This is a genomic window from Sphingomonas suaedae, assembly GCF_007833215.1.
GTDB lineage: Bacteria > Pseudomonadota > Alphaproteobacteria > Sphingomonadales > Sphingomonadaceae > Sphingomonas > Sphingomonas suaedae.
This window is the reverse complement of the sequence record NZ_CP042239.1, coordinates 3332391-3357099: the sequence shown is the minus strand read 5'-3', so window position 1 is coordinate 3357099 and position 24709 is coordinate 3332391. Positions and strand designations below refer to the sequence as shown.

At 66.0% G+C, this 24709-nt stretch carries 24 protein-coding genes; 8 read left to right on the top strand and 16 right to left on the bottom strand.

Annotated features, from left to right (window positions below):
• Window positions 1–250: 250 nt before the first annotated feature.
• Window positions 251–1543 carry an MFS transporter gene (locus FPZ54_RS15975; protein WP_145848819.1) on the bottom strand — a complete coding sequence of 431 codons (1293 nt, stop codon included), beginning with the start codon at window positions 1541–1543 and terminating at the stop codon, window positions 251–253.
• 9 nt (window positions 1544–1552) lie between these two features.
• Window positions 1553–2851: a CitMHS family transporter gene (locus FPZ54_RS15970; RefSeq protein ID WP_145848817.1), complete on the bottom strand. Its 1299-nt coding sequence runs from the start codon at window positions 2849–2851 to the stop codon at window positions 1553–1555.
• An 80-nt stretch (window positions 2852–2931) separates the two neighbouring features.
• Here FPZ54_RS15970 and FPZ54_RS15965 point away from each other — a divergent pair, with 80 nt between their 5' ends.
• From FPZ54_RS15965 to FPZ54_RS15935, 7 genes are all read left to right on the top strand, one after another.
• Window positions 2932–3690, top strand: coding sequence for a GntR family transcriptional regulator (locus FPZ54_RS15965; protein ID WP_145848815.1), 759 nt, complete (start codon window positions 2932–2934; stop codon window positions 3688–3690).
• A gap of 284 nt (window positions 3691–3974) precedes the next feature.
• Window positions 3975–6200 (top strand): TonB-dependent receptor, encoded by a 2226-nt coding sequence (locus FPZ54_RS15960; protein ID WP_145848813.1) that lies wholly within the window; start codon window positions 3975–3977, stop codon window positions 6198–6200.
• 84 nt (window positions 6201–6284) lie between these two features.
• Window positions 6285–7559, top strand: coding sequence for a lipase family protein (locus tag FPZ54_RS15955; RefSeq protein ID WP_145848811.1), 1275 nt, complete (start codon window positions 6285–6287; stop codon window positions 7557–7559).
• A gap of 138 nt (window positions 7560–7697) precedes the next feature.
• Complete coding sequence (locus tag FPZ54_RS15950) at window positions 7698–9113, top strand: acyclic terpene utilization AtuA family protein (RefSeq protein ID WP_145848810.1); 1416 nt, start codon at window positions 7698–7700, stop codon at window positions 9111–9113.
• Window positions 9106–9414, top strand: coding sequence for a DUF4387 domain-containing protein (locus tag FPZ54_RS15945; RefSeq protein ID WP_145848808.1), 309 nt, complete (start codon window positions 9106–9108; stop codon window positions 9412–9414). The genes FPZ54_RS15950 and FPZ54_RS15945 overlap by 8 nt, the downstream gene beginning before the upstream one ends.
• Window positions 9414–11009: a long-chain-fatty-acid--CoA ligase gene (locus tag FPZ54_RS15940; protein ID WP_145848806.1), complete on the top strand. Its 1596-nt coding sequence runs from the start codon at window positions 9414–9416 to the stop codon at window positions 11007–11009. Before FPZ54_RS15945 ends, FPZ54_RS15940 begins: the two co-directional genes overlap by 1 nt.
• Before the next feature lie 24 nt (window positions 11010–11033).
• A complete protein-coding gene (locus FPZ54_RS15935) occupies window positions 11034–11804 on the top strand; it encodes a class II aldolase/adducin family protein (RefSeq protein WP_145848804.1) in 771 nt (256 codons plus the stop codon).
• A 45-nt stretch (window positions 11805–11849) separates the two neighbouring features.
• Here the strand turns inward: FPZ54_RS15935 and FPZ54_RS15930 are convergent, their stop codons facing one another.
• The 9 genes from FPZ54_RS15930 to FPZ54_RS15890 all read right to left on the bottom strand — a co-directional run bounded on the left by FPZ54_RS15930 (window position 11850) and on the right by FPZ54_RS15890 (window position 20539).
• Window positions 11850–12932, bottom strand: a complete 1083-nt coding sequence (locus tag FPZ54_RS15930; protein WP_145848802.1) for a tartrate dehydrogenase — start codon at window positions 12930–12932, stop codon at window positions 11850–11852.
• A complete protein-coding gene (locus FPZ54_RS15925; RefSeq protein WP_145848800.1) occupies window positions 12929–14212 on the bottom strand; it encodes a glycerate kinase type-2 family protein in 1284 nt (427 codons plus the stop codon). Before FPZ54_RS15925 ends, FPZ54_RS15930 begins: the two co-directional genes overlap by 4 nt.
• Window positions 14196–15194, bottom strand: coding sequence for a phosphoglycerate dehydrogenase (locus tag FPZ54_RS15920; RefSeq protein ID WP_145848797.1), 999 nt, complete (start codon window positions 15192–15194; stop codon window positions 14196–14198). Before FPZ54_RS15920 ends, FPZ54_RS15925 begins: the two co-directional genes overlap by 17 nt.
• Window positions 15195–15286: 92 nt before the next feature.
• Window positions 15287–16177 (bottom strand): LysR family transcriptional regulator, encoded by an 891-nt coding sequence (locus FPZ54_RS15915; protein ID WP_145848795.1) that lies wholly within the window; start codon window positions 16175–16177, stop codon window positions 15287–15289.
• A gap of 230 nt (window positions 16178–16407) precedes the next feature.
• On the bottom strand, window positions 16408–17640 hold the full coding sequence (locus FPZ54_RS15910) for a tyrosine-type recombinase/integrase (protein ID WP_145848793.1): 1233 nt from the start codon (window positions 17638–17640) through the stop codon (window positions 16408–16410).
• 95 nt (window positions 17641–17735) lie between these two features.
• Window positions 17736–18095 carry a head-tail connector protein gene (locus FPZ54_RS15905; RefSeq protein WP_145848791.1) on the bottom strand — a complete coding sequence of 120 codons (360 nt, stop codon included), beginning with the start codon at window positions 18093–18095 and terminating at the stop codon, window positions 17736–17738.
• Window positions 18096–18123: 28 nt separating this feature from the next.
• A complete protein-coding gene (locus tag FPZ54_RS15900; RefSeq protein ID WP_145848789.1) occupies window positions 18124–19071 on the bottom strand; it encodes a phage head spike fiber domain-containing protein in 948 nt (315 codons plus the stop codon).
• Complete coding sequence (locus FPZ54_RS15895) at window positions 19071–19337, bottom strand: spike base protein, RCAP_Rcc01079 family (protein WP_145848788.1); 267 nt, start codon at window positions 19335–19337, stop codon at window positions 19071–19073. Before FPZ54_RS15895 ends, FPZ54_RS15900 begins: the two co-directional genes overlap by 1 nt.
• A 146-nt stretch (window positions 19338–19483) precedes the next feature.
• Window positions 19484–20539, bottom strand: coding sequence for a phage major capsid protein (locus FPZ54_RS15890; protein WP_145848786.1), 1056 nt, complete (start codon window positions 20537–20539; stop codon window positions 19484–19486).
• Window positions 20540–20735: 196 nt separating this feature from the next.
• On the opposite strand from FPZ54_RS15890, the gene FPZ54_RS15885 reads away from it, so the two are divergent.
• Window positions 20736–21023, top strand: a complete 288-nt coding sequence (locus FPZ54_RS15885) for a hypothetical protein (protein ID WP_145848784.1) — start codon at window positions 20736–20738, stop codon at window positions 21021–21023.
• Window positions 21024–21082: 59 nt separating this feature from the next.
• On the opposite strand, the gene FPZ54_RS15880 is transcribed toward FPZ54_RS15885, so the two are convergent.
• The 5 genes from FPZ54_RS15880 to FPZ54_RS15860 all read right to left on the bottom strand — a co-directional run bounded on the left by FPZ54_RS15880 (window position 21083) and on the right by FPZ54_RS15860 (window position 24672).
• On the bottom strand, window positions 21083–21712 hold the full coding sequence (locus FPZ54_RS15880; RefSeq protein WP_145848782.1) for an HK97 family phage prohead protease: 630 nt from the start codon (window positions 21710–21712) through the stop codon (window positions 21083–21085).
• Window positions 21634–21951 carry a DUF6127 family protein gene (locus FPZ54_RS15875; protein ID WP_145848780.1) on the bottom strand — a complete coding sequence of 106 codons (318 nt, stop codon included), beginning with the start codon at window positions 21949–21951 and terminating at the stop codon, window positions 21634–21636. Before FPZ54_RS15875 ends, FPZ54_RS15880 begins: the two co-directional genes overlap by 79 nt.
• A complete protein-coding gene (locus FPZ54_RS15870) occupies window positions 21948–23060 on the bottom strand; it encodes a phage portal protein (protein WP_145848778.1) in 1113 nt (370 codons plus the stop codon). The genes FPZ54_RS15875 and FPZ54_RS15870 overlap by 4 nt, the downstream gene beginning before the upstream one ends.
• 164 nt (window positions 23061–23224) lie before the next feature.
• Window positions 23225–23899 carry a spermidine synthase gene (locus FPZ54_RS15865; RefSeq protein WP_145848776.1) on the bottom strand — a complete coding sequence of 225 codons (675 nt, stop codon included), beginning with the start codon at window positions 23897–23899 and terminating at the stop codon, window positions 23225–23227.
• 32 nt (window positions 23900–23931) lie between these two features.
• On the bottom strand, window positions 23932–24672 hold the full coding sequence (locus tag FPZ54_RS15860; RefSeq protein ID WP_145848774.1) for an NRDE family protein: 741 nt from the start codon (window positions 24670–24672) through the stop codon (window positions 23932–23934).
• Between the last annotated feature and the right edge of the window lie 37 nt (window positions 24673–24709).

Here is a 24709-nt window from a genome sequence, read left to right as displayed (position 1 = left end):
TGATCCCGGAACCTGCCGTTCATTCATCTGCTCTGAGCGGTAGCGATTACAACTGATTATGGGAACCTTCCCGACGCTCCGGCGCGCAACAAATAGCGCTACTGTCCGCTGCGCGCCGATCCACGTCCCGCTTGTCGTTCATGTAATGCGTTGCGGAGCGCAGGGTCTCAATGACCAGGCTATCGGGCAGTTGCGAAACCGGTCAGAGCGAACCGCAGGGCGAAAGGCGGCCTGTGCGGCCAGATCCTTGTTACCGCCGTGGTCGCTCAACGCCGCCCAACCTCGCAAGAGGAAACAATGCCAGCGCGAACAGGGATGCCGAAACGACGAACAGCGGCGCGTAGCCGCACCACAGCGCGGTCAATCCGGCCAGCCCCGGCCCAAGGCTGGAGACGATGCCATCGATGCTGCTGGAAAGGCCGAGCCGCATCGCCAGCGTTTCGCGCGGACCGAGTTCCAGAACCATGGTTTGCTGGCTCAGCGACAGTCCTGAATAGCATGCACCAAGCCCCGCAAACGCGAGATAGGTCCAAATCCAGTCCCGTGAGAGTGCGAGTAGCAGCGTCGCGACGATGCCAAGCAGCAGGGCAAGCAAAAAGGTGGCGCGATAGCCGCGCAAATCGCCGGTCCTGCCCCAGAACAGGTTGAACAGCGTTTCGGCCCCGGTGAAGCACAGGGCGAGCATGCCGATCGCTTGCCCATCCATCCCCACGACCTGCCCGGCGTGCAGGATATAGAAGGGCGACGCGGCCCGCGCGATGGCGCTGCATGCGACCACGATCGAGAATCGACGAAAGCGCAGGTCTGCGAAATGTACTGGGAGATCCCGCAGCAGCGCGCGATAGCCGAGACGCGGTCGTACCGTCGGCGCTTCAGGCTCGCGCATCGTCATCGCGATGATGAGCAGCCCTGTACTGCTGAGCGCGAAGGTGAAAAGGAAAATCTCCGCATAGTCATGGCTTGTCGGAGTGGCGCCGAGCAGCCACCTGCCCGCCGCGATCGAGAGCAGTGCCGCGACGACCCCGCCACAGAAATTGCGCCAGCCCTGAAGTCGCCCCCGCCGGTCGATCGGGATCACCTTGCCGAGCAATGTCTGGAACGCGACGCGCTGCCCGCCCATCCCCAATCCGAGCAGGATCAGCGCTGCAAAGGAGACGAATATCGCCGCGCTACCCGACAGCAGCCAGCCGGCAAGGGCCAGCGCCAGGATCGCCAGCCGCATGAACAGGCCGATCCAAAGCGCCGCAGGCAGAATGCGGCGGCGATGATCTATTGCTGCCGCGACAAATACCGGGGAGAGCATCGCGCCCGCCTGGAGCAGTGAAATGCCAACGCCGACCATTGTCGGCGAACCAGTGAGCGCCAGTAGAAAGGCGGGGGTGAATGTGGGTGTCGAAACCAGTCGGAATCCGGTGAAGCTCAGCATCCCGTCGGCAAAATGGGCACGATAGTTTCGCTTCAGGTTGGTTTCGACAAAGGCGGCATAGGCCACCTCGGGCGCGGGTGACCGAACTTTATCGGCGTCGCCTGAATCGGCGGACATGCGCGGGTCTCAGACCGAGAGCGGCACGATACCGGTCAGCAGCATCGCCGCGAGCAGGATCAACGACATCAGTATCGCATATTTGAGCGCGAAACGTTGTACATCGCCTACCTCGACGCCGAGCAGTGCGCAGGCCAGATAGATCGGCGCCAGCAGCGGGCTGAGCGAGTGCACGGGCTGTCCGATCAGTGACGCGCGGGCGATCGCTTCGGCCGGTACGCCAAAGCTCGACGCGGCCTGCGCGACGACCGGGACGATCCCGAAATAATAAGCGTCGTTCGACATCAGGAAGGTGAGCGGCATGCTGAGCATCGCAGTGATCGGCGCGAGATAGGGACCCATCGAAGGCGGCACGCCGGCCAGAATCGCGCGCGCCATCGCGTCGAGCATGCCGGTCCCTTCCAGGATGCCGGTGAATGAACCGGCGGCGAAGATCAGCGCCACCAGCGTCACCACATTGGTGGCATGGGCGTCGATGCGTTCCCGCTGCTCCTTAAGCCGGGGATAGTTGATCGTCGCTGCCAGCGCGAAGGCGCCCATCATCAGCACGGGCAGCGGCGCGAGCCCGGCGAACATGCCGCCCATCAGGCCGAGGGTGAGCAACAGGTTGACCCAGAACAGATGCGGTCGCCGTTCCGGTGGGCTGGCGATTTCGACTGCGGCGCCGAGGCGCATTGCTTCTGGCGCCCAGCCCAGGCGCTGGCGCTCGGACCGGCCGAACCGCCAGGCGAGCAGGAACGCGAAGCCAAGACCGACGAGCATCGTCGGTACCATCGGGATGAAGAGATCGTGCACCAGATCGATTTTCAGCGCCGTCGCGGCGCGCGCGCTCGGCCCACCCCACGGGACATAGTTCATTACCGAATTGGTCAGGCCAAGCAGCGTTGCCAGGATCAGCGGGTTCATCCCCACGGTGCGATAGACCGGCAGCAGCGCGGAAATGACGATCAACGCGGTCGTCGTCCCGTCTCCGTCGATCGAGACCAGCGACGAGAGGGCGGCGGTCCCGACTGCGATCCGCATGGGATCATTGCCGACAAAGTCGAGGATTCGCCTGACCAGAGGGTCGAACAGACCCGCGTCCATCATGATCCCGAAATAGAGGATCGCGAAGGACAACAGCAGGGCAATGGGGGCTACATCAACGATCCCCTTGACGACCATCGCGCCCAATTCGTCGCCCGCTCCGGCGAGCAGTCCGAACAGGATCGGCACCGCGATCAACGCCACGGCAGCGGAAAGCCGCCGGGTCATGATCAGCAGGATGAAGGTCGCCACGGTGGCGAAACCCAGAAGGGCCAAGGTCATGCGATGGATTTCCCGAACACGTTCAAAGAGGAATACGGGCGATTGCAGCCGCATTCGAGGCTGCTAAGGTCTGGCCGAGAATGGCCCGATCGACCCCCTCCGACCCGTATGCGCGCGACGACGGCCAGCGCGCCGAGCCCGCGACGACGACGGTGCTGACGCGGGTGCGCGAGCTGATCGTGACGGGTCAGATCGCGGCGGGCGCCCGGCTGGCGGCCGAATCGATCGCGCAGGAGCTCGGCGTGTCGCGGACCCCCGTGCGCAGCGCGCTGGCCGTGCTCGCGGTAGAGGGGCTCGTCTCCTACCATGTCAATCGCGGCTACATGGTGCGCGACATCCGGCTGCGCGACATCCTCGACGCTATCGAGGCGCGTGCAGTGCTGGAGAGCCGGGCCTGCGGCCTGTCGGTCGACTACGGCTGGGCGGCCGAGGAATTGGAACAGCTTCAGGCGACGGTCGCTGAAGCAGGTACGATCATTGCGGATGGCGCCTGGTCTGAGGAGATTGAGCGGCGCTGGTACAAGCTCAATCGCGATTTCCATTCGATGATCGTGCGCGTGTCCCGCAACATGGCTATCCGCAGCGCGATCCGGATGACGGTGATCTACCCGGTGTTCGGCGATGTGGCGCGACTGTGTCCGGCAGTGGCCGCCTGCGTGCCGATGCGCCATCGCACCATTCCTGCGGCCCCGCCCGCCCATATTCTCGAATCCCAGGCCGATCATCAGCGTATCCTGGACGCGGTTGTCGCCGAAGATGCCCCTCGCGCGGAACAGGAAATGCTGGCGCATGTGATGCGGTCGCGCGACCGGCTCGCTGCGCTTGCCACGCGCAGATAGGGTCCTGACAATCTTCATTGGTCGGCATCGATCGACATTACATTCATTCGTGATCCGCTCCCGCCCCGATCATGCCGATGAAGCCGCTTCCACGAAATGGCGGATTTGTGATGAATTCATGCAGGAATATGATCGGGGTTCAATGAACGGCAGAAAATCGTTGTTTTCGGCGGGTTTCTGCGACTTCCAAGATTGAATCCAAAATTTGACAAATCGGATGTTTCTACGTCTCTTTGCTCACGAGGATGCCGAACACGGCACCGGCCCTAAACGGGAGGAAGAGGATGAAAGCACTCACATATCGGTTGCTGCCTGGCGTCGCACTCGCTGCGCTTTGCGGCCCATTTTCGGCGCATGCCAGCGCCGCGAAGTCCGAGCTTGCCGCAGAAGCGACCGAGGCTGAAGGTCAGGACGGGACGCAGGATACGGATCCGTCCCGCGCGCAGGAAATCATTGTCACGGCGCAGCGCCGCAGCCAGAGCCTGCAGGACGTGCCGGTGACCGTGACCGTTTTTGGTGCCGAAGAAATCCAGGACGCGCGCATTCAGCAGATCGGCGACGTGGTGACGCGTACCCCGGGGCTTGCCTTCGACGCCTATCCGGCGACCCAGCCCCGCCTGTTCATCCGCGGGATCGGATCGAGCGACCGTGGCGCTGCGGGCGATCCGAGTACCGCGGTATTCCTCGACGAAATCTATCTCGGGCGGCCAGCGGCGATCGCGTTCGACGCATTCGATGTCGAGCGGATCGAGGTGCTGAAGGGGCCGCAGGGAACGCTGTTCGGCCGCAACGTCGTCGGCGGCGCGATCAATGTCATTACGCGCCGGCCCGAACTGGCCGGCTTCGACGCCGGTGCCGAATTCACCTACGGCAATTTCGACCGGATCGAAGGCGCTGGCTATCTTAATGTGCCGTTCGCCAATAACACGGGCGCGGTGCGCCTCAGCGGCGCCTATCGCAGCCATGACGGCTACACCTTCAATCCGTATCTCGGCCGGAGCATCGACGATCAGGACACGCTGAGCGGAAGGCTCCAGATTTCCGGCGAGCCTTCGGACAGCTTTCGATTTCATCTGACGGTCGATGGCACCCGTGACCGGATGACCGGTCCGGCGAATCACACTCTGGAACTCGACGGCAGCGATCCGCTGTCGAATTTCTATACGTCCAACTTCGATCCCGACGTCACCTACGGATCTACCGTCGGATATCAGGACCGCGATACGTTTGGCGTGCGCGCGGAAATCCAGAAGGACCTGGGGTTCGGCACGCTGACCTTCCTCGGCTCCTATCGCGAAGTCGATTACAGTTCCCGATACGATCTCGACGGCGGCAATCCCGATCCGACGTCCCCGGGCTATAACGACATCAACATCGCGGGCGGGGATGACGAGACCGCAGAGCTGTCAAGCCAGGAGCTGCGGCTGTCGTCGTTGCCGGGATCGAAGCTCAACTGGGTTGTCGGCTTCTATCACTATAGCCAGACGGTCGAACGCACGAACGAGATGACGCTGGACGCGCCCGTCATCGCGCCGTTCACGATCACCGAGATTTTCGACAATGTCGCGACGCTCGACAGCATCGCTTTCTTCGGGGACGCGTCGATCCCGATCACTGACAAGCTTTCGGTGTTCGGCGGCGTGCGCTGGACCCGTGACGACAAGCGCTCCCACGTCTGGAACACGCGCAGCCTGATCCCGGTGCGGGCAGAGGAATTCTTCGACGTGACTGCGGAGGGTTCTTTCGACGCCGTCACCTGGCGCGCCGGCGTCGAATTCAGCCCGGCCCCCGACCATATGCTCTACGCGTCGGTCTCGCGCGGGTTCAAGAGCGGCGGGTTCCAGGACACCCCCGCCAATGCCGACGAGGCGGCCCGGCCCTTCCTGCCCGAAACCGCAACCCAGTATGAAATCGGTCAGAAGAGCAGCTTCTGGGACCGGCGGATCGTCTGGAACAACACCCTGTTCTACGTCGACTATACGGATCTTCAGACCAGCCAGCTGGTTGGCGGTCAATTCGTGGTGTCGAACGCCGGACAGGCACGCGTCCAAGGCTATGAAACCCAACTCGTCGCGCGTCCGGTCGATGGCCTGAGCCTCTCCGCCTCCTATGCCTATACCGATGCGAAGTTCGTCGATTTCGTCGAGGGCGGCACCGATTATTCCGGCAACCGGCTGTCGCGCGCGCCCGAGCACAAGCTGACCCTCTCACCCTCCTATACCTATCGGATGGCATCGGGCGTCGAGATTACGGCGGCCGCCGACTATCTCTACACCAGCAAGATCTTCGACGATAACAGCAATCAGCCGCCCGAGCTGCGCGGCCCGTCCGAATATGTCGATGCGCGGCTGATCATCGACGGGATCGCCGATCATTGGTCATTGTCGATCTGGGCGAAGAACCTGACCGACGAGCGCGCACGAACATGGCAGGGGACGAACCTGGGCGCGAACTTCGGCGCGTTCAGCCCGCCGCGCACCTACGGCGCGACGCTGCGCTGGCAATATTGACTCAAAGGGGGGCCGACAGCGGCGCGAAGGCCTTGCCCGCGCGCCGCTGTCATTGCCGTCCGACTGATCCCGGGACCGTAATCCATGACCGAACTCCGTGCCGCACTCATCACCCTGATCCTCTCGCTCCCATTGGCGGCATGCGCGACAGCCGGTGGCGCGTCGCGACGGGACGCGCTGCCCACCGGTGCGACAGCCGGCGATGCGCCGCCTTCGCCCTTCTACCGCTTTGACGGGGCGTCCCTGGGCGCTCCGGGCACCGTACTTCGCAGTGAACCGATCCCCGTGCAGGCCGATATGCCACATGCGGGGGAGGCGATCCGTCTGCTCTACACATCGCGCGACTTGCGCTGGAAGTCGGGCGAACTGCCTGTCAGCGGCGTGCTGTTCCTGCCCAAGGGGACCCCGCCCGCAGGGGGCTGGCCGCTCGTTTCCTGGGGTCACGGCACGCTCGGCATCTCGGACGCTTGCGCGCCATCCTGGACTGGCTACCGCGCGCGCGACGCGGTCTATCTCGACAAATGGCTCGAGCAGGGGTTTGCGGTCGCGGCGAGCGACTATCAGGGGCTCGGCGGCCCGGGTCCGCATCCCTATCACCACTGGCAGTCATCGGGTGCTTCCGTGCTGGATGCGGCCCGCGCCGCGCTGGCGCATCGCAGAGATGCTATCTCCAACCGCGTGTTCCTCGTCGGCCAGTCGCAGGGGTCGGGTGCCGTTATGGGCGCCGCAATCCAGGCGCGCGCCTATGCCCCCGATCTCGATGTGCGCGGCGTGGTCGCAAGCGCGCTGACCAGCGACTTTCCCGACGGCCCGATCGCACTTCCCGACCGGCAGAGCAACACCCTGTTCCTTGAGGTTGCAGCCGGCGGATTGCGCCCCGGCGCGCCGTCGATTGATGCGCTCGTCACCCCCGTAGGCGCGCAGCTGCTCGATGCCGCCCGAACAGGATGCACGCGCGACATTGCTGCGCGCGCGCGCAAGGCGGGGGTCAGCGACCTGGCCGATGCATTCAGCGTCCCGATGGACACGCTGAAGGGGTACCGGCTGCGGCTCAAGGACATGCCAAGCGCAAATATCGGCATCCCGGTGTTTCTGGCCAGCGGCAAGGCCGACCGAACGACGACCGCGCATCGCCAATATGCCGGTGCGGTCGCGCTGTGTCGCGGCGGCAATCGCGTGATCTGGCGGGTCTATGCGGGTCTTGGCCATGACGGCGCGTTGCATGGATCGTTCGACGACGCCCATCGCTTTGCCAAGGCGTTGCTTGCTGGCACCACGCCGGCACCGAGCTGCACAGCGCTGTCCGATCCGGGCGAGCCCGACGCGCTAGATCCCACTGCGCCGTTCAACGATGACTGAGCCCCCGGTCGGTAAAGCGATGGACATGGTGCGGCGCCGAGACGATCGCGACGACGCATCAATACATACAGTGGATGCACTCTATCACAAATTGCATCCACTTTCTCCCGCGTGTATGGTTGTGGGGATGGAGGCAGTATGAACGAGCAATTCTCTGACGGCGTGAAAATCCTGGTCCCTACTGGATCACTGGGCGCCGGCGTACGCGAGGACGAGGTGGCCTATGGCGTGTCTCGTGGCGCACATGCCATCGCTTCCGATGCCGGCTCGACCGACAGCGGAGCTGCCTATCTTGCGACCGGCAAGTCCAAGAATAATCGCGGCGCGGTCAAGCGCGACCTGACGATTCTGATGAGGGCGCAGAAGCAGGCAGGTATCCCGATCATCATCGGGACGTCGGGTCAGGCAGGCGGGGACATCAATCTCGACTGGACCCGCGACATCGTACTGGAAGTGGCGGGCGAACTGGACATGACGCCGCGGATTGCACTGCTCCGCTGTGAACAGGACAAGGCGACGGTCAAACGGCTCAACGCCGCCGGACGCGTCCGTCCGCTGCCGCCGCTGGGGCCGCTCGACGATGCCACGGTCGATGCCTGCGACCATATCGTCGCGGTGATGGGGGTGGAGCCCTATCTCGCCGCGCTCGAGAGCGGCGCAGACATCATCCTGGGCGGTCGGTCGACCGATACCGCAGTGCTCGCCTGCTTTCCAATCTGGAAGGGCGCACCTTGGGGACAGGCATGGCACGCGGGCAAGACCGGCGAATGCGGCGGGCAATGCGCCGAGGAACGCGATGTTTCCGGGGCGCTGCTGACTGTGCGCGACGACGGGTTCGATGTCGAGCCGCTGAGCCTTGCCGCGCGCTGCACGCCCCACAGCGTTTCCGCGCACATGCTCTACGAAAATACCGACCCGTTCCGCCTGACCGAGCCGGGCGGGACGCTCGACGTGACCGCAGCGCGCTATGCGCCGCTCGACGCACGTACCGTACGGGTGACCGGGTCGGCGTGGGAGCCGCAATCCTATACGATGAAGCTCGAAGGTGCGGGCGGCGGGCGGTACCAGACGATCATGCTCGTTGGCATCCAGGACCCCGATGTGCTGTGCGATATCGAGGGATTTCACGACCGCATCCTCGCCGCGCTGTACGACCGTACGCGCAAGTCGATCCCTGCCGACGAGTTGGGCGAGTTCCACATCTCGCTGCGCATGTATGGCTGGAACGCGATGACCGGCGCCCCGGTGCCGAAGGGCACGCCCACGCCGCCGGAGATCGGTATGCTGTTCGTGGCGACCGCCGCGACGCAGGAGATCGCCAACGCGATCGCGCACGCCTGCAATCCATATTTCTTCCACTATCCCGCGGTGATGGACAAGGAACTGCCCAGCTATGGCTTCGCGTTTACGCCTGCCGACGTGCCGCGCGGTCAGGTCTATGAGTTCAAGCTCAACCATGTCGTCGCGGTCGATGATCCGATGGAGTTGATCCGCACCGAATGGATCGACCTGTCCGTCCCACAGGCGCAGACACTGGAGGCGGCCAATGGCTAAGGTTCGCGACGTTTGCCACCATGTCCGGTCGAAGAATGCCGGGCCGTTCTGGGTGACCTTCGACCTGTTCTTCGACGGGGCGGAGAATTACCGGAAGTATCACAACAGCCCGGCGCTCTCGCCCGCGCTGTTCGAACGGCTCTATGGCACCGATCCCGCATTGGTGAAGACGATCCCGGTCGAAGATCTGGCGATGGTCAAGATCTCATACCCCCGCGCCACGCCTCAGGGTGGGATGGAGGAGCGCGACATGCATTCGGGCCAGCAGTATGTCCGCCTGCTCGAGGTGGAGCTGGATTGATGGCGACGGCGTCGGTTCGGCCGCAACTGCTCACCGACCTCCTTGACCGGGCGGCGCAAGAGCATCCCGAGTGGCCGGCGCTGGACTTCATGGGACGGCGCTGGACCTGGGCACAGGTCGATGCGCGGGTAGCGCGCGCCGCCGCCGCGCTTCAGGCGATGGGCGTCGCGCCGGGCGACCGCGTGGGTCTGTGCCTGCCCAACACGCCCTATTTCGTGATCGCCTATTTCGCGGTGCTGCGGATCGGCGGCATCGTGGTAAGCATGAACCCGCTCTACACCGAGCGCGAGATGGCCCACATCGTCGCTGATTCGGGTGCGCGCCATGTGTTCGTGATCGACGTGCCGGATGTCCATGCCCGGGTCGCAGCGCTGCCGGGGATCGAGCATATCGTTCTCTGTCCGATCGCGGACGCGCTGCCCGCGGCCAAGGGGCTTGCCTATCGCCTGCTCAAGCGGGCATCGATCGCCCGGCCGGATCCAGGCGACACACGTTTAACCCGGTTCCGCGATCTGGCCGGCGCCGCTGTCGCGGCAGTTGCGCAGGAGCCGGGCGCCGTGGCCGTGCTGCAATATACCGGCGGCACGACCGGCCAGCCGAAGGGGGCGGCGCTGACCCATGGCAGCCTGGTCGCCAATTGCCTGCAGATGGCGGGGCACGACCATGCCCGGCCCGACCGGGCGGAGACCGTGATGGGGTGTCTCCCCATGTTCCACGTCTTCGCGCTGACGACGGTGTTGAACTATTCGGTGCACACCGCTGCGTGCATCGTGCTGTTGCCGCGGTTCGAGATGAAGGCATTTCTCGCGGCGATGAAGCGGACACGGCCCGAGCGGCTGTTCGTGGTGCCGACGATTCTGACCGCGCTCAACGCTTTGCCGGACGCGGATCTTCCGCCGACCGGGCAGTTGCGCCTGTGCGTTTCAGGCGGAGCGCCGCTGCCGCCCGAAGTACGCGTGCGGTACGAAGCACGGACCGGCACGCGGGTGCTGGAAGGCTATGGCCTGTCCGAGGCTTCGCCGATCGTGAGCTGCAACCCGACCACCGGCGAGATTCGCGACGGTAGCGCGGGCGTACCCTTTCCCGACACAGTCATCGAAATCCGCTGCCTGGAGACCGGAAGGTTGCTGGGCCCCGGGGAGAGCGGCGAAGTCTGCGTCCGCGGTGCGCAGGTGATGCAGTGCTATTGGGGCCGCCTCGCCGAAACGCTGGACGTGCTGCAGGACGGAGCCCTTCGTACCGGCGATGTCGGCTATCTCGATGCGGACGGCTATCTGTTCCTGGTCGACCGGATCAAGGACCTGATCCTGTGCGGCGGCTACAATGTCTATCCACGCGTGATCGAGGATGCGCTATACGAGCATCCCGATGTGGCAGAGGCAACGGTGATCGGCGTGCCAGACGAATATCGCGGCGAGGCGCCCAAGGCGTTCGTGAAACTGCGCGAGGGCGCACATGCGACCCCAGCCGATCTGCGCGCGTTTCTGGCGGACAAGATCAGCAAGATCGAGATGCCGCGTGAGATCGAACTGCGCGATGAGCTGCCCAAGACGCTCATCGGAAAATTGTCGAAGAAGGAGCTGCGCGAGGCGTAGCGTTCATAATCGAGGAGAGGCCGCATGGCGACGCAACTCAAGCCCCCGGTCGAGGGGATGTCCGAAGCCGAATGGAAGGTCCGCGTCGATCTCGCCGCCGCCTATCGGCTGGTCGCGCTCTACGGCTGGGACGACCTGATCTTCACCCACCTCTCGGCACGCGTGCCGGGACCCGAGCATCATTTCCTGATCAATCCCTATACGCACATGTTCGAGGAGATCACTGCGTCAAGCCTGGTCAAGATCGACACCGAAGGGAACAAGATCGATGATAGCCCGGCGCCGGTGAACGCGGCAGGGTTCGTCATCCATTCCGCGATTCACATGGCGCGTGAGGATGCCGCGGCGGTCTTGCACCTCCACACGCCGCACGGCCAGGCGGTGTCGGCGATGCGGGAGGGGCTGCTGCCGCATACCCAGACTGCGATGATCGCGCATTATGACGTCGCCTATCACGACTATGAAGGCATCGCGACCAATCTGGACGAGCGCGAGCGGATCGTCGCCGATCTCGGCGACCGGAACTCGATGCTGCTGCGCAACCACGGCACGCTCACGGTGGGTACCAGCGTCGCCCAGGCGTTTTTGCGGATGTATTTTCTCGAACGCGCATGCCATGCACAGGTGCTGATGCTGTCGGCGGGGCGCGACGGGCTGAACGAGCCCAATGACGGCGTCGCGCATGTCGTCCGCGATCAGGTGTCCGGTCCCTCGATGGCGATGGCCGCAGAGCTGCTCGCCTGGCCCGCGCTGTTGCGCAAGCTCGACCGGATCGATCCTTCTTTCCGGACCTGAAGCTTCCCCTTAACGGTCCGCAGTTCGAGCTGACCCCGGGGGCGTTCAGCCGCTCAGCACCGCATCAGCGATCGCCTCGCCGCATTCAGTTGTACCGGCCGTGCCACCAAGATCGCGCGTGCGGTATTCGGATCGGGCCAGCACTTCCTCGATCGCGCGCACCACGGCGGCGCCCGCCTCGCGCTCGCCGAGATGGTCGAGCATCAGCGCGGCCGACCAGATTTGCCCGACCGGATTGGCGATGAACTTCCCCGCAATGTCTGGCGCCGACCCGTGCACCGGCTCGAACAGCGAAGGAAAGTGCCGCTCGGGATTGATGTTGCCCGCCGGGGCGATGCCGATTGTACCGGTACAGGCGGGGCCGAGGTCCGACAGGATGTCGCCGAACAGGTTGGACGCGACGACCACGTCGAACCAGTCGGGATGCTGGACGAAATGCGCGGTGAGAATGTCGATATGATATTTGTCCCAGCGCACATCGGGATAATGCGGCGCCATCGCCTCCACCCGCTCGTCCCAATAGGGCATGGTAATCGAGATGCCGTTGGACTTGGTGGCGGAGGTGAGGTGCTTCTTCTCGCGCCGCTGAGCCAGATCGAAGGCGTAGCGCAGGACGCGATCGACGCCGATCCGCGTCATGACCGTTTCCTGCACCACGACCTCGCGATCGGTGCCGGGGAAAATCCGCCCGCCGATCGACGAATATTCGCCCTCGGTATTCTCTCGCACGACGTAGAAGTCGATATCCCCCGGCGCGCGATTGGCCAGCGGGGTGGGGACGCCCGGCATCAGCCGGACCGGGCGCAAATTGACATATTGGTCGAACTCGCGCCGGAACTGGATCAGCGATCCCCAGAGCGAGACATGGTCCGGCACCGTCTCCGGCCAGCCGACCGCGCCGAAGAAGATCGCGTCATGCCCGCCGATCTGCGCCTTCCAGTCGTCAGGCATCATTTGGCCGTGCTCAAGATAATAGTCGCACGACGCGAAATCGAACGTGTCGAAATGGAAGGCACAGCCAAAGCGCTGGCCGACAGCATCGAGCACACGCAGGCCCTCTGGCACCACTTCCTTGCCGATCCCGTCCCCCGGAATGACGGCGATGCGATGCGCGTTTGTAGCGATCATTTCGAATAGCCCCCCTTGCCGCCCGGCGCGTCGACCAGGATGGCACGAAAATCATTGACGTTGGTGAAGGTTGGTCCGGTGACGACGAGCGCGTCGGCGGCCGCGAAGAACGGATAGCTGTCGCTGTTCGCCAGCGCTTCGGCGCAGGACCGGCCGGCGGCGGCAATGGTGCCGGGGCCTGTGATTGCGCCAGCATTGTGCTCGGTGCCGTCGATCCCGTCGGTATCGGCGGCCAGCGCATAAATACCGCGCGCGCCGTCCAGGGCGTGGGTGAGTGCGAGCAGATATTCGCCATTGCGTCCGCCCCGTCCCGTGCCACGCACGGTGACGCTGGTTTCGCCGCCTGAGAGCAATACGCAGGGCAGCCCGCCCGCGCGCTGCGCTCCCAGTGCGCGCGCGGCGTGCGCGGCGCCCATATCGCGCGCTTCCCCCTCCAGATCGCTGCCCAGCACATGCGGCGTGACGCCGGCCGCTCGTGCCGCTTCCGCCGCTGCCTCAAGGGCAAGGGAAGGACTCGCTATCAGGCGGTACTCGGCATCCGGCAGCGTTCCGGACTTTGGCGTTTCGCTCCGCGCGGACTCGAGCCAGTCGCGGATCGCGGCTGGCGCCTCGATCCCGAACCGTGCCAACACCGCCAATGCCTCATGACGTGTCGTGGGATCGGCAATGGTCGGTCCGGACGCGATCATCGCTGGGTCGTCGCCGGGCACGTCCGAAACCGCCAACGTGACGAGCCGCGCCGGAGCGACGTGCTCCGCCAGACGCCCGCCCGCGACCATCGAGAGGTGTTTGCGCACGCAATTCATCTCCCCGATCGCGGCACCCGAGCGGAGCAATCGGTTCGACACCGACTGGAGATCGGCAAGCGACACACCGGGCGGCGGCGCGGCGAGCAGAGCGGAGCCACCGCCCGAGATCAGGCACAGCACAAGATCGTCCGCCGTCAAACCATCGAGCAGCGCCACCATCTCGCGCGTGGCAGCGATCCCGGCAGCGTCGGGGACGGGGTGTCCTGCCTCCCGCACGACGATTCGCTCGCACGGTACGCCATGCCCATGACGCGTGACGACCAGCCCCGATAGCGGCGCATGCCAGTTCCGCTCGACCGCCCGCGCCATCGCCGCCGCCGCCTTGCCCGCACCGATCACTACCGTACGTCCCAAGGGAGGCTCTGGAAGCGCCTGGGGCACGCATCGGTCCGGCTGCGCGCTCGACACCGCCACATCGAACAGCGTGCGAAGTAGCGCGTCGGGCGTCACGCGGTCACTTGCAACGGCCATCGGCGACAACACATTCGGGCTGCGGATCGCGGCCGTCCAGCACCGCCACCACCGATCGCGCGGCGGCCATGTTGGTCCGCGCCAGCCCCTCATGGGTCGAGGCGCCCGAATGCGGCGTGGCGACGACGTTGGGCAGGCGGATCAGCGCCTCGGTGACCTCCTGCATCGCGGGATCGCTCTCGCTGACATAGACGTCGAGCCCGGCCCCCGCGATCACGCCGTTGCGCAGTGCGTGGAGCAGCGCGCGGTCATCGACCAGCCCGCCGCGCGCAGTGTTGATGAGGTAGGCCGACCGCTTCATCTGCGCGATCCGGGTCGCGTCGAACAGGAAGCGGGTTTCGTCGGTCAACGGCGCGTGGATCGAGATATAGTCGCTTTCGCGTACCAGCGTGTCGAGATCGACCCATTCGACACCGGGCGGGGCGGCATCCGACAGCCCGGCGCGCGTAGACGCGAGGATGCGGCAATCAAACCCCTGCAGCCGTCTGGCAAGGCTGCGGCCGATTCGGCCCATTCCGACGATGCCGACGGCCTTCTCGAACAGGTCGTTGCCGGTCAGGATCGCGAAGTCGCCTGCGATCATCCGCTCCTGCGTCTCACGGAAGCGATGGCCGACCGCCAGCATGAGCGCGACGGCATGATCCGCGACCGTGGCGTCGTTGCCGCCCACCGCAATGCAGACGACCCGGCCGAGATCGCGCGCGGCTTCCAGATCGACCCGCTCATAGCCGACGCCGCGGCGCGAGATGACCTGCAGTTCGGGCAGCGCGGTCATCAGCTCGCGCGTTACGCGGGCGTGGCCGACGATCCAGCCGGCTGCACCCCGCACAGTCTCTACCAAAGCGTCGTGGTCGAGACCGCCATCCGCCATCCCCGGCGGAAGGTCGGCGACCACGACCTCACAGCCATTGGCTTCAAGATATGCGATCGTCGCGTCATCGAAAAAACGTTGGGTAACAACAACCCGCCGACCGGACATCATGCTCTCCGCAACTAGCTCGTGCGGAAGGACCTAGGGGCGGAGGGGGATGAGCACCAATGCTGATTCCCGATCAAATCATGCCGGGTCCGGAGCTAATCGGCCAGCTGGCTCGCAAGGATGCGGGACCACAGCGCCTCTGCCGCCGGCGACTGGCGCGCGCGCGGACGCCACAGGCGGATCTCCATTTCGACATCCTCCGCCTCCGGCCCGGCACGGGCGAGACGCCCCTGTTCGAGATCCTCCCTGACCAGGCTGAGCGCAGTCCAGGCAACGCCGCGACCATCGCGCGCCATCGCGGCGAGCACGCTGGCAAGATGCGACGAAAAAGCAGGCGGTGCCGATGGCTTGCGCCCGCCACGCTCCCATGCGGAGGCAAGGATGCGGCCCATGCCGGATTCGGCGGTGAAGGCGAGCTGGGGTGCCTTTCGCGGGTCACCCTCGCGCAGCAGCGCGGGCGCAGCGACGGGCAACAGCCAGTCGCGCCCGAGGCTCAGCGACCTGAAGTCGCCGCCAAAACGCGTCGGTGCAGCTTCATGGTGATGACAGAGCAGGAAATGCGCCTTGCCTTCAACCATCCGCCGTTCGCACGCGACCATATGATCGGCGGTCAGTGCGATCGTTGCCCCAAGTGGCTGCTCTTCCTCCAGTCGCCGCAGCCAACGCGGGAAGAAGGTGAGCGAGAGCACATGGGTCGAGGCAAAGCGAAGCGTCTCGTGATCGGTGCGATCGGCGGCCCGCGCCGCCTCGCGCCCGAGTTGAAGGCGCCGCAGCGTCTCCTCGGCGGCAAGCTGGAAACTTTCGCCGGCGGCGGTCAGACGGATGCGATGGGTGCGCCGGTCGATCAGCGGCGCGCCGACCCAATCCTCCAGCGCCTTGATCCTTCGACTGAAACTGGGCTGGCTCATGGCGCGACTTTCCGCAGCACGCGAAAATCCACCGCGCTCGATCAGCGCCAGAAAGTCCTCAAGCCAACCGATGTCCATCGTCGCGGTGTCGTACCTCCATTAAACGGAATGCAGATTCAACTGTTGCCCAAAGCCGTTGATCAGCTTGCATAGGGTGCGCGAGCTCAAGCGGCTAGCGGAATGCAAGGAACACGTGATCAAAAGCTACCAAGGCGCGGATGGCAGAGTGCGTCACGTCCGCTTAGGACAGCGTGAGTTGCAAAAGCCGCCTGTCGGCTCACGGCCCAGTTCCAGCCGCCATTAACCGCTCATTGTGCCCCTTCGGCCTTCCCAAATTTACCCTTGAGCACGGTCGCGCCGTCGCGCAGGAAATCGAGGTGGTCGGACCAGTGCTGCATCATGCGCACGCGCTCGTCCCAATACTCGCCGCGGGTGTAGGCGCGGCGGACCGCGTTGTTGTCGCAGTGGGCGAGCTGTCGCTCGATCGCGTCAGCGTGCCACAGGCCCATTTCATTGAGTAGGGTTGCCGCCATCGCCCGGAACCCGTGCCCGGTCATCTGGTCTTGAGCATAGCCCATGCGGCGCAGGGCGGCGTTGATCGTGTTTTCCGACATGGGTCGATCAACCGAGGTACGTGAGGGAAACAGAAAGCCGCTGTAGTCCTCGTCGTGCTCGATCGAGCGGAGGATCGCGAGTGACTGGCGGGAAAGGGGGACGCTATGCGCGCGCCGCATCTTCGTCTTGTGCGCCGGAATGGTCCAAACGGCCTTGTCGAGGTCGATATCCGCCCATTCGGCGAAGCGCAGTTCACCGGGGCGGACAAAGACGTGCGGCAGCAGCCGTAAAGCTGCGTTGACGTTGGCACTGTCCGTAAACGCTTCGATCGAACGCAGTAGCGCGCCAGCCTCTCGGGGCGTCGTGATGGCGGCGCGATGGACTGGCTTCGGCACGATCAGAGCGCCGCGCAGGTCACTTGCGACATCCCGGTCGGCTCGCGCCGTCGCAATGGCGTACCGAAACACCTGTGAACAGGTGCTGCGAAGGCGCTTGGCGGTCTCGTAACGGCCTTTGCCCTCCATCTTTCGCAGCATCAGCAAAAGCTCCTGCGCGGAGATCGAGGCGATGGGGCGCCTGCCGATCGCTGCGTTGATGAACCCCAGCAGCCAGCGCAGCTTCTTCATCGTGACCGGCGAACGACCTTCCTTCTCGACCTTGGAAAGCCATTCGTCGGCGACAGCCTGAAAGCTGTTCGAAGCCGCTACCGCAGCCGCGATCCGATCGAGCTTGATCCGCTCGGCTGGATCATCGCCGCGCGCGAGTACCTTTCGCGCTGCGTCGCGCTCCGCGCGCGCTTCGGCGAGGCTGGTCTCGGGCCATACGCCGAAAGCGAGGGTCTTCTGCTTTCCCAGATGTCGGTAGTTCATCCGCCAGTAGCGACCGCCCGCAGGCGTCACGAGCAGGTAGAGCCCGTCGCTATCACTGAGCTTGTATGCCTTGTCGCGACTCCTAGCCGCTTTGATCGCCACAACCGACAACGCCATGATGGTATCTCCATCGAAGCGACCGGCGACGTGCCATCAGATATACCATCAGATTGTTGGTATGGAGTGGCTTTTCACCGATCCGACTGGGATGGTTATACCACAAAAAACCGCAGAAAACAGCCGTTTACGGCACGTTGTGGGACGCCTTGGGAAGGCAGCCTGGTGACCCCTACGGGAATCGCGCTCGGCTCCCCCACCACGGGCAGCCATGCGACGCCGCTGATCGCCCGCACCGGCGCATGGGTTAGCCGCTGCCAGTCGCGTCGCGCAGCCAGCGTCATGGTCAGCGCACGCACGATCAGCAGCTGCCCGGTATAGGCTTCGCACAGCCCCAGCGCGCTCGCCGCGTGCTGCGCGATCAGGCCATCTTCGCCCCCGCCCGCCGCGCGCAGATGCGTCTTCACCGCGTCGCGCGCAGCCGCGATCGCGTCCGCCGGAATGCCAGCGTCCATCTCATCTCTCCCGATAATGGGGTTGGTTTCAGACGATCTGCGCGGCGCGCAGCCACGGCCGCGCCAGCGTCGTGGGCACCACCGCCACGCCGCCCGCGATCGTCGCCGCCACATCCTGGCTGCTCAAATCGTCAAAGGTGAAGCGGATCGTCGTCGCGCCATCGGCAACCCCGTGCATCCCCCAGTTCAGCGTCAGCATATCGGCGGCGCGCGCCGCCGCGGACGCGCCGCTCGCAACATAGCTCGACGGGGTGGCACGCGCTTCAACCTGCACGCCCCAGATAATGGCCGCGCCGGTCACGGCAGAGCTGTAACTCGTCGTCGCCATCGCCCCGGCACCGCATGCCGGATGCAGCGTGACGCTGTTTACGCTCGTCCCCGTCGCGATCCACACGCGCCACCATGCGCCGCAATCCTCGACGCCGTGCCCCGTCGCATTGCCCCGCACATCGGCGACCTCCCCGGTGGCGGTATCGACCCCCAGATCGATCGTGCCGCCAAAGCGCAGCAAGGCAAAGCGCGTTGCCTTGCCGACCGCGTCCTTGCGCAGATAGGCCGACAGGCAAACCACCCCGCTCGTCGCCGCCAGCCCCTGCCACACCTGACCATAGGCCGCGCCGGCCGCGTCGTTCATCAGCGTCGCGGCGTTCGCGCCATCGGGCGACGCCTGCCCTTCGGTCAGCACCGCGCTCGCCACCGTCCAGGGCGCACTGGCCAGCGCACCCGACCTCGAAAGCATATTGGTCTGCCCGCCCTCGATCAGCAGCCCCCGCCGCGCGCCCGTCACCGGATGGTGATCGAACCGCGCCACGTCCGCCGCTTCGCTCGTCAGCACACCCTGTGTCGTCCAGCGGCTCCCCGACGACGCCCGCGTCAGCGCCGCCCCCGGGGGCATCGCCCCGCCCGAAAAGTCGAACCCGCGCACCCACCCGCGCTGCCGCAGCGCCAGCGACGGCCCGATCCCGATCGCCCCCATCAGTACAGCGCCAGCAGGTCGGCCGCGCTGGTGCCGGTCGCCCGCACGTATCGCGCGCGAAACGGCAGCACCGTGCCGGCGGGAACATTCTTCCACAGCGTGTCGGCGGTGCAGTTCACCCCGCGCATGGTGATATTGCCCCCGGTCCCGACATAAAGTGCCTTGGGACTATCGGTCAGCGGATTGCTGTCATGCGGCGTCACCGCCACCGCACGGGTCGCCGGCGCCGACACCGTGTCGGCCAGATTCGCAAATGGATCGCTCATAAATCCTCCCCGGAACGGGGAGGGGGACCATGCGCATCATGGTCGAGGTGGCCCGCCACGAAGCGAACCTTTACCTCATCCCCCGCCCCAAAAATGGTTCGCCCGATCAGCTCGCGCTGAACTTCGGCAGCGCGCGCGCGACGGCGTCAGGCGGTCGCGAACTTCAACAGCTTGATCGCCTCGCTATTGGTCACTGCCCCGCCGACCCGTTTGGTGGCGTAGAAGTGGACGAACGGCTTGTTGCTGTACGGATCGCGCAGCACCTGCGTCTCGCCGCGCTCGGCAATCAGATAGCCTGCCTTGAAGTTGCCGAACGCGATCGACAGCGATCCCGCAGCGATGTCGGGCATGTCTTCGGCCTCGACCACCGGATAGCCCAGCAGGCTCGCCGGCTGTCCCGCGCTCAGCGACGGCTGCCACAGGAACGCCCCGTCGCTCGTCTTGAGCTTGCGGATCCGCGCCAGCGTCGCCGAATTCATCACGAACACCGCGCCCTGGCGATAGGGCGACCGCAGCGCCTGGACCAGGTCGATCAGCGTCTCCTCCGGGTTCGCCCCGAACGCGCCCGCCGCGCCCGAGGGCACATGCTGCAACGTGCCGAAGGCGCGCGCGTCGTCGCCGGTCGCCGCAGTGGCATAGGACAGGAAGCCCTTGGGCTTGTTGATCCCGTTGCCGCTCACGAACGCCGCAGCCTCGGCGCGGGCGAATTCGCGTGCGATCTCGTCGGCCAGCCAGGCTTCGACGTCGAACGCCGCATCGTCCAGCATCGTCTGGCTCGCGGCAGGATTGGCGAACAGGTCGCCCATCGGCGGCGCGATCTCGTTGAACGTCGCGGTATCGGTCTCGTCGCGCGCACCGGTCTCGCTCGCCCAGCCTGACGGCGTCCCGCCCGACGCCACCAGCTTGCGATAGCCGGAGCTTCCCACGGTCACGACATTGGCGATCGCCCGGATCGGCGAGATGCTGGCAAGCGTCGCATCGACCAACCCGTCGATCTCGCGCGGAATGGCATAGCCGCCCTCACCGCCGCTCGTCCCCGACAGCGCCTTCATCTCCAGTGCGCCGCTCCCGCTGCGCAGAAACCCCTCGAACGCCGCGCCATTGGTGCTGCGCGCGCCACTCAACATCGGCCGCGCCACCGGCACGCCAGCCGCTTCCATCGCCTCGAACGATTGTTCGAGGACATCCGCCTTCGTTTCCATGTTGTTCTCCCACACAAAAAATCCTCCCCGGAACGGGGAGGGGGACCATCGCAAAGCGATGGTGGAGGGGGCCCGCGTCAGGCGAGCCCCATCGTCTCAGAAAATCAGCAAGCAGCCCATTTTACGCGCGGCGACGCGGGCCCATCCGGGATCCTGCATCGTTAGGACCGCGTCACCACCACTCCGGGAATTCCAAATGTCGAAACGCTCCAACAAAAGCTGGATGAACGCCGGATTCGACGCCTGGTCGCTCGGCTGGGAATCCGCCGCCGTAATGGGGCTGCGCACGGCAAAGATCGCCCAGGGCGGCGCCGAGGCGCAGCGCGAAACCGAACGCATGATCTCCGAAAAGATGACCGCCGCGTTCGAACTGCAAATGGCAATCATGACCGGCGCCATGGGCCTCAGCCCCGCCACCACCACCCGCAAGGCGATCGCCCACTACCGCCGCAAGGTCCGCGCCAATGCCCGTCGGCTTGGATAGCCGGAACAGGCCACTCCCGTTCAGGATTACCGGGTGAACCGTGACCCGTGCGGTTCAGGTCAGGCTGGCAGCCTGACCGACCCGACAATGGGCTGGGTGGGGCGGTCAGGCCTCGCAGAGACCGCAGTCACACCCTCCACCGCGTGAACCCGCGCGAGTCCCTGCATCGGCCGCGCCACCAGGCTCACCTCGCACAGCTCCAGCGCCTCGATCTCGCGCCACCGCCCCTGCCGCGTCTTGACCGTCCGGTATCCGAAGCTCAGCCCGTTGACAGCCCCCTTCGCCACCAACGCCGCCAGCTCAGGCGCATCGACCCGCGCTGTCACGCGCAGCCCCCGCGCGTCCTCGCCGATCGCCTCGATCACCCCGACCGGCTTGCCCCGATGCTGCCACAGCAACGGCACCCGCCGCACCCGGCTCCCGAACGCTCCGGGCCGGATCACATCCCCGCCCCGGTCCGGCACATCGAACACCGCCGCATAACCGGCAAAGCGAACAGGCCCGCCTGAAGACTCCTGTTCCCCTGCGAAAGCAGGGGTCCAGGGTCGCGGGCGGTTCGCCGCGTGGCTCTGGGCTCCTGCGTTCGCAACAGAACGGAACCCCGCGCCCCTCACTTCCCCAACCCCCAAAACCCCAGTTTCACCGCCAGCCCGACCACGACCAGCGCCAGCACCATCCGCACCACCCATCCGGCCACCGCCTTCACCGCCGATCGCTTGGCGTCGCGCCACGCCTCCAGCAATTCGCGCAGCTCGCCCATGTCCTTGCCCGCCTTCGGATCGTCGAGTCCCAGCCGCGCCAGCGCCCTGCTCGCGCCCAGCTCGCCCGCCTCCTCGGCGATCCCGCGCAGCGTCGCCATATCCGCGCCTTCGGCGGTCCCCTGCGCGATCAGTTGCGCCAGCAGCCGTCCGTCCACCGGCGCGCTCATCGGTCTATCCCCAACATCGCCCGCTTCTCCGAGTCGCTCAGGAACTCGGCACCCGACACGCTGCGCCACAGCCGCTCGCGATCCTCGGCCATCGCCGGAACCTTGTCGATCTCGACCCACAGCCGCGCCTCGGGGAACCAGGGCGACAGTCCCTGCCCCAAGGCGCTCAACACCATGTCCGCCAGCGGCAGGATCGTCATCCGCCACACCGCCTTGTTCGCCTCGCGATAATTGGCATAGCTGTTGTCGCCGGGCAGTCCGATCAGCATCGGCGGCACCCCGAACGCCAGCGCGATCTCGCGCGCCGCCGCGGCCTTCAGCCCCACGAAATCCATGTCCGCCGGGGTCATGCTCATCGCCTGCCATTTGAGCCCGCCTTCCAGCAGCATCGGCCGCCCCGCATTGGCCGCGCCCGCAAACCCCGCTTCCATCTCCCCCTTCAGTCGGTCGAACTGGGCGGGGCTGAGGGCGCTCCCGTCCCCCGGCTCGTAGACCAGCGCGCCCGATGGCCGCGCCGCATTGTCGAGCAGCGCCTTGTTCCACCGCGTCGCCGCATTGTGGATCGCGATCGCGCCCGACGCCGCGCCGAGGCACCCCAGCCCATAATGATCGTCCAGCGGATTGAAGCTGCGGATATGAATCACCTGCGCCCGCCCCGCCGCATCCTCCGCCGCGATGCGGCTCACGCTCCCGCCCACGCGATAGCGATAGGCCACCGGCCAGCCGCCCGCATCGCTCTCGACGCTCACCCGCTCGGGCCGCAGCGCGAACAGCTCGGCCACGCCGCCCGCGCCATCGCCCAGCAGCTGAACATAGGCATTGCCGTGCAGCATCAGATGCGCCGACAGGATCGCGATCAGCTCCTGCCCCTGGCTGCGCGCGCTCGACAGCGCCAGCAGCGCGGGATCGCTCGCCGCGACCGGCGCCCCGGCAAAGGCATCCATCACGAACCGCACCGCCCGCTGCGCCACCGGATTCGCGGCATAACCCGCCCGCACCTGCGCCTCATAGCTTTGCGGCCACTCGCCCATCGCCGCCATTGTCCCGCCGCCACGCGCCAACACCGGACGCGATCCGTCGCGCCCGGACTTCCGCCCGAACCATTTCATGAAGAATCTCCCGAATTTCCGCTTAGCGCTGCCCGGTCGGGCTGAGATTTCGTCCAGGTGGAGCCGAAACGCGTGATTTTCGAGCACCGGAGCGCAGCGTGCTTATGGCACGTGAGCACCGGAGCGGAGAAAATCGCGCGGTGCAGGCCCGCATGGGCGGAATATCAGCCCGGCCGGCGCCCGAACCAGATGACGTGCCGCGGCCCCTTGCCATTCTGCCGCGCCCGCACCTGAACCTCCTCGATCGCGAAGCCCGCGTCGCGCATCCGCCGCGCAAAGGCCGGGTCCGGCCCCGCCGACCACACCGCCAGCACCCCGCCCGGTGCCAGCGCCGCCCGCGCCCGCTCCAGCCCGCGCATCGTGTACAGCCCGTTATTCGCGTCGCGCGTCAGCCCGTCCGGGCCATTGTCGACATCCAGCAAGATCGCGTCCCAGCTGCCCCGGCTGCGCGCGATCTCCCCCCCGACATCGCCCATCACCAGCTGCGTGCGCGGGTCGTCCAGGCACCCGTCGGCCAGTTCCGCCATCGGTCCGCGCGCCCATTCGATGATGCCCGGCACCAGCTCGACCACGCACGCCCACCCCTTAGGCCCCAGCCGCTTGAGCGCCGCGCGCAGCGTAAACCCCATGCCATATCCGCCAATCAACAGCCGCGCCGATGCCGGGTCGCTCAGCCGGTCCAGCGTCATCTCCGCCAGCGCCTCTTCCGATCCGCTCATCCGGCTCGACATCAGCTCGTTGCGCTCGAGCATGATGATGAAGTCACGGCCATGCTGAACCAGCCGCAACGGCTCTCCGCCCGGCACCTCGGCCACGCCGATCACTTCGCGAGGCGTCATCCTATTCTCCTGTGCTTCGGTGCCATGGGCCGTCAGGCCCATGTAAACGGCAACACGCTCTCGCCCTCCAGCGATCCCGCCGCATTGAACCGCCGCTCGGCGATCCGCCCGCGCCCCAGATGATCCACCGCCACCACCGTGCTGCACCGCGTCCCATAGACCGGGTTGCGGATGAACACCGGCGAATCCACCGGCTCATAGGGATCGGGCTCGTACCGCTCCGCCGCCCCCGCCGGTCGCTCGTCGGCCAGCGCCGCGAACAGCGGCTCCAGCGATGCGCTCCCCGCCTCCAGCCAGGCGGTCAGCGCCATCTGCACCCGGATCGTCTTGGGCCACAGCGTATCGAACAGCCCGTTCGACAGCCCATGCATTCCCGGACTCAACGGCCGCCGCACCGGGTCCGGCCGGTTGGACAGATAGAGCGGCCCATCGCGATCCACCGCGATCAGGTTGAACGGGTTATACGCGTTCAGATCCTCCGGCTCATGCCCGGCAAGCATGTCGGTGACCAACGACCCGCGCGATAGCTTGGCGGGATCAGCCGCCTCCCCGCGCACATTGGTCACCGCCGCCAGCCGCCCCGCCTCGTTCAGCGCCAGCCAGCTTCCCCCCGCAACGAGGTCGCGCCCACCAATCACGGCATGGTTGTGCGGCTGCGTCGCCATCCACCGCCCCAGCGGCGCCGACGCGCGTTCATGCCGCTCGTCGCGGTTGCCCGCGGCGACCAGAGGCCAGTTGGGATGCATCCGCCACGCCAGCGCCAATACGCACATCGCGCAAGGCTTAGCCGGGGGCGCGGGCCGCGGCTAG